General features: G+C 44.7%; 3 protein-coding genes. All 3 read right to left on the bottom strand.

What is annotated here, in order from left to right; all coding sequences use genetic code 11:
* Positions 1-592: 592 nt before the first annotated feature.
* Entirely contained in the window at positions 593-1,210 is a 618-nt protein-coding gene (locus LD39_RS09880) for a histidine phosphatase family protein (protein WP_035545725.1), read from the bottom strand.
* Between the two features lie 181 nt (positions 1,211-1,391).
* Positions 1,392-2,975 carry a phosphoglycerate dehydrogenase gene (gene serA, locus LD39_RS09875; protein ID WP_035545723.1) on the bottom strand — a complete coding sequence of 528 codons (1,584 nt, stop codon included), beginning with the start codon at positions 2,973-2,975 and terminating at the stop codon, positions 1,392-1,394.
* Entirely contained in the window at positions 2,976-4,139 is a 1,164-nt protein-coding gene (locus tag LD39_RS09870; RefSeq protein ID WP_035545721.1) for an alanine--glyoxylate aminotransferase family protein, read from the bottom strand. It lies immediately after the preceding gene.
* Between the last annotated feature and the right edge of the window lie 142 nt (positions 4,140-4,281).

Genomic DNA, 4,281 nt, shown 5'->3' with positions numbered 1-4,281 from the left:
AATTTTTTCTTTAGACACGTCTAAACCAACATATTTTAGGGTATTCATCATTATAAGCTAGCTCCTTCCGTAATGTAGCTCTGATAGGGTGTAGTGTATTCTTACTACTGTATACCCGATTAATCTACGATTTTACGGGTAAGGGGCTAGTTTCGTTCATTATAACTCGGACTCCGTCCTCCGGGGTCTCACCTGTCCCGCTTATCCCACAGGAGTCTCGGAATCTCCCGGACCTCCTTTAGGTTTTTTGAAGAACGGAAACACATCATAAGTTTCTTATTGAGGTAACAATGAATTCCCTATGCCGATTCGTTAAATAGGCATAACTGATTAAATCGTACCATTGCATAACGACAATTAACTATTCTAATTTAGTCGGGGCCGTGAACCTCCATGACATATGGGGTGGCAGGGAAACGGCTCCTTCTCCCGCGGGAGAAGGAGCTAGGCGAGACCCCACAAGGAGTAAAACGACCGAGGAGGCTTGCCAGTTCCCCCGCAGGAAAGCGAGTCGTTTCCCTGCCATCCCGAGCCGCCGATACAATAGCGGCCCCACATATCTCGAAATGAATAACTGTAGCTTACAGAGTGCTTAATCTACTTGTCGGTGATGGGATGTGTCTCCTTCGAGCTTCACCTTCCAGCTTCCATCTACTTTTTCAATAATCGTAAGCGACGTGGAGTGCATGTAGGCGCCCGACCAAAAGTCCTCTAACGGTTTATCCAGCACATAAGCCATCAATGCTTTTAGTACAACCGCATGAGTCACCAAAAGCACGGGCTCACCATTGGATAATCGAGCTAATTTCTCAATCTCACTTCCGGCTCGTTCCATTACGTCTTGAAAGCTTTCCCCGTCATCTGGTGAATAAAGTTGCGGATGCTCCCAGAAGTGACGGAACTTTTCATTGTGTTCTCCTTCGATTTCTTCCTTTAGTTTTCCTTCCCACGGACCAAGATGAATCTCTTTCCACCTGTCGCTTTCGATGATAGGAAGTTCCCTTTCACCCTTAATCCAATTTGCGGTTTGCTTTGCACGACCGCTTGAACTTGTATGGATGGACGAAAATGGCACCTCTCTAAGCCGATCTCCAAGCCAGCGCGCTTGATCCTTTCCAAGCGGAGTAAGAGGTGAATCCTCTCTTCCCTGCATTCGTCCTTCTAAGTTCCATTCCGTTTGCCCATGCCTTGTCACATAAATTGTTGTCATTCCCATCCCTCCTGATTGAATCATTCTTTTTTACGCAGGAGTACAGCAGTTCGTTTCATAAAGTTGCTAGTAAACAGTGCCTAGCCCCTCGAGGTCATAAGACACTTGCGTTTTTGTTCTTATATTTTCATAGACAAGTAAAAAAACAGGAAAGCGAATGGCCGCTTCCCTGTTTTTTATATTATAGAGTTAGACATTGAACTTGTTTAATATCATCGATCTCTGTCAGCTGCGTATGGCAATCTCCATCGACCTCTTTGTCTACAGTCAGAACCATGACGGCTTCTCCGCCAATATTTGTACGTCCTACCTGCATGGTAGCGATGTTCACATGGTGGGTGGCCAGTAAGCTTCCCACTCGGCCGATTGCTCCAGGCTGGTCGGTATGGTGGATCACGATCAAGTTCCCATCTGGAACCACATCAATGGAATACTGATCAAGCTGGACAATACGCGCGCCCAAACCGTTCAATAAAGTTCCTGCGATGCTTCGCTTTTCTTCATCCGTTTCGATTTCTACAGTTATCAAATTCGTAAAGCCTTTGGTCGAAGTTGACTTCTGTTCATTGATCACGATCCCCTTATCGGACGCAGTCTTAAAGGCATTCACGTCATTGACTCTATTTCCGATATGGCGCTGCAGAATTCCTTTGACTGCAATTCTTGTCAGCGGCATTGTGTCTACGTCTAGCAATTCACCAGAGTAATAGACACTGACGCGTTCCAATGTTCCGTTTACGACGCGAGATAAAAAGGCTCCCAATTTTTCGGAAAGCTGAAAATAAGGAAAAAGTTTATCCATCATTTCAGAAGAAACAGAAGGCATATTCACAGGGTTTTTCACAGAACCGCCTCGCAGCAGTTCCATCACATCAAAACTCACATCTGTCGCAACGTTTTCCTGGGCTTCAACTGTACTCGCTCCTAAGTGTGGAGTTGCAATCACTTCAGTCAGATCCAATAGTGGATGGTCAATTGCTGGCTCCTCTTCAAAAACATCAAGCGCTGCTCCTGCAATTTTTCCACTTTTAATTGCTTCATATAAAGCATCCTCTTCAATGATTCCCCCACGCGCACAATTGAGGATTCTTGCGCCAGGTTTCATCAATTGAATGGCTTCTTTGTCGATTAAATGTTTTGTTGCTTCTATTAAAGGTGTATGCACGGTAAGAAAGTCCGCTTGCTGTAGAACTTCTTGAAGGGTACCATGAGTGACGCCCGCTTTTTCAGCTTTTTCCTGATTAAGGAATGGATCGTAGGCGATCACGTTCATTCGGTGACCTTTAGCACGTTGAGCAACTTCCATGCCGATTCGACCAAAACCTACAATACCGATCGTTTTGTTTTTCAGTTCCACCCCGACAAATTTCTTACGCTCCCATTTTCTCTGTTTCAATTGGTGGTAGGCTTGCGGAATGTTTCTTGCTAACGACATCAGCATGGCCATCGTATGCTCGGCGGTAGAAATCGTATTGCCATCAGGAGCATTTACGACAACAATCCCATGCTCTGTAGCCGCATCTAAATCAATATTATCAACACCAACGCCAGCTCGCCCGATGACTTTCAACTCAGGAGCGTGCTCAATAACTTCTCTCGTTACTTGGGTTTGGCTTCTGACAATTAATGCATGACTCTTACTTATCTCTTCTAACAGTTCCTCGTGTGAAAGGGAAGGGTCCATCACGGCTTCTACATCTTCTGCGTCCAAGAGAGGACGTATCCCATCTTCACTTAACGGATCGCTAATCAATACACGATACATCTATCTCAACTCCTTTATTGCATTCAAGTAAGCTTCTTGAGCTGCTGCACTTCCTTTTCCTAATTCAAAAGGATGACCTAAACGCTTCAAAATGACTTCAAGCGTACTGATATAACGTAAGACGTCTGAAGGGCGGGAATACCCCATATGACCGATCCTGAAAATTTCTCCCTTCATATGCTTCTGTCCTCCGGCTAAAATCAGTCCAAATTCTTCGTTTGCTGCTTTGCGAAGTTCTTCTGCCTCAAATGTCGTCGGTTTAATCGATGTAACGGTTGAGGAAGCATCTTCTTCAGAAACTAATAAAGGAAGCTCCATTCCTCTTGCCGCTTCACGAGTCATTTTCTTCATCAATAAATGACGTTCAAATACTTGCTCAAGGCCTTCCTCTTCCATCAGACGTAATACTTCACCCAAACCGAAAAGCAGGGATAAAGCTGGAGTAAAAGGAGTCTGACCTTCGCTTAACCGTTTGTTATATGTTTTCAAATCTAAATAGAAACGTGGACGTTCATTTTGGTTGATGACTTCCCATGCCTGATTACCTACAGCTACAAAAGCGAGACCAGGAGGGAGCATCATTGCTTTCTGTGATCCGGAGACTACGAGATCGATTCCAGAACGATCCATCTCGATTTTTGCTCCACCGATTGAGGATACTCCATCAACGATAACCAGAGCATCACTCACTTGCTTGACGCGGCCAGCCACTTCTTCTACAGGCTGCATAACGCCTGTCGATGTTTCACAATGAGTCAAAAATACAGCTTTCGGATTCTCCGCTGATTGGATCGCGGTTTCTACTTGTTCGACAGTGACCGCTTTCCCCCACTCGACATCAATACGATGGACATTCAATTCATACGTCTCACAAATTTGAGCAAAACGATCTCCAAAAGCTCCTGCGACAACTACGATGACTTCATCTCCGGGCTCGGTGGTGTTAACGACGGCAGCTTCTAAAGCTGACGTTCCACTACCGGTTAACACAAGAACCTCCCCGCTTGTGCCAAATACCGGCTTCAAGCGTGGAGCGATATCATTTAAAAGCTCCTTACACTTTTGACCTCTATGACCGATCATCGGTTGGTTCATTGCACGCTCCACACTCGGTGGTATCGGAGTTGGACCTGGGGTGTGCAATAAATCCCATTCACGTTTCATTAAGATTACCTCCTCATATATATGTTCTCTTTCATCCTTTTACGCGGTAGAAAAAGAAAGAAATGATATTCCTTAATCCTATCAAAAGAACTTTCATTGTCAATGTAATATGAATTTTCACGCATATTACTTTTTTTCTTTT

Source organism: Halobacillus sp. BBL2006, from assembly GCF_000786645.1.
GTDB lineage: Bacteria > Bacillota > Bacilli > Bacillales > Halobacillaceae > Halobacillus.
The sequence above is the reverse complement of the archived record's forward strand: the minus strand, read 5'-3'. Positions and strand labels throughout refer to the sequence as shown.

Excerpts from the sequence above, each read along its gene's own strand:
- serA (WP_035545723.1), bottom strand. The coding sequence starts at position 2,975 with ATGTATCGTGTATTGATTAGCGATCCGTTAAGTGAAGATGGGATACGT.
- LD39_RS09870 (WP_035545721.1), bottom strand. The coding sequence starts at position 4,139 with ATGAAACGTGAATGGGATTTATTGCACACCCCAGGTCCAACTCCGATA.
- LD39_RS09880 (WP_035545725.1), bottom strand. The coding sequence starts at position 1,210 with ATGACAACAATTTATGTGACAAGGCATGGGCAAACGGAATGGAACTTA.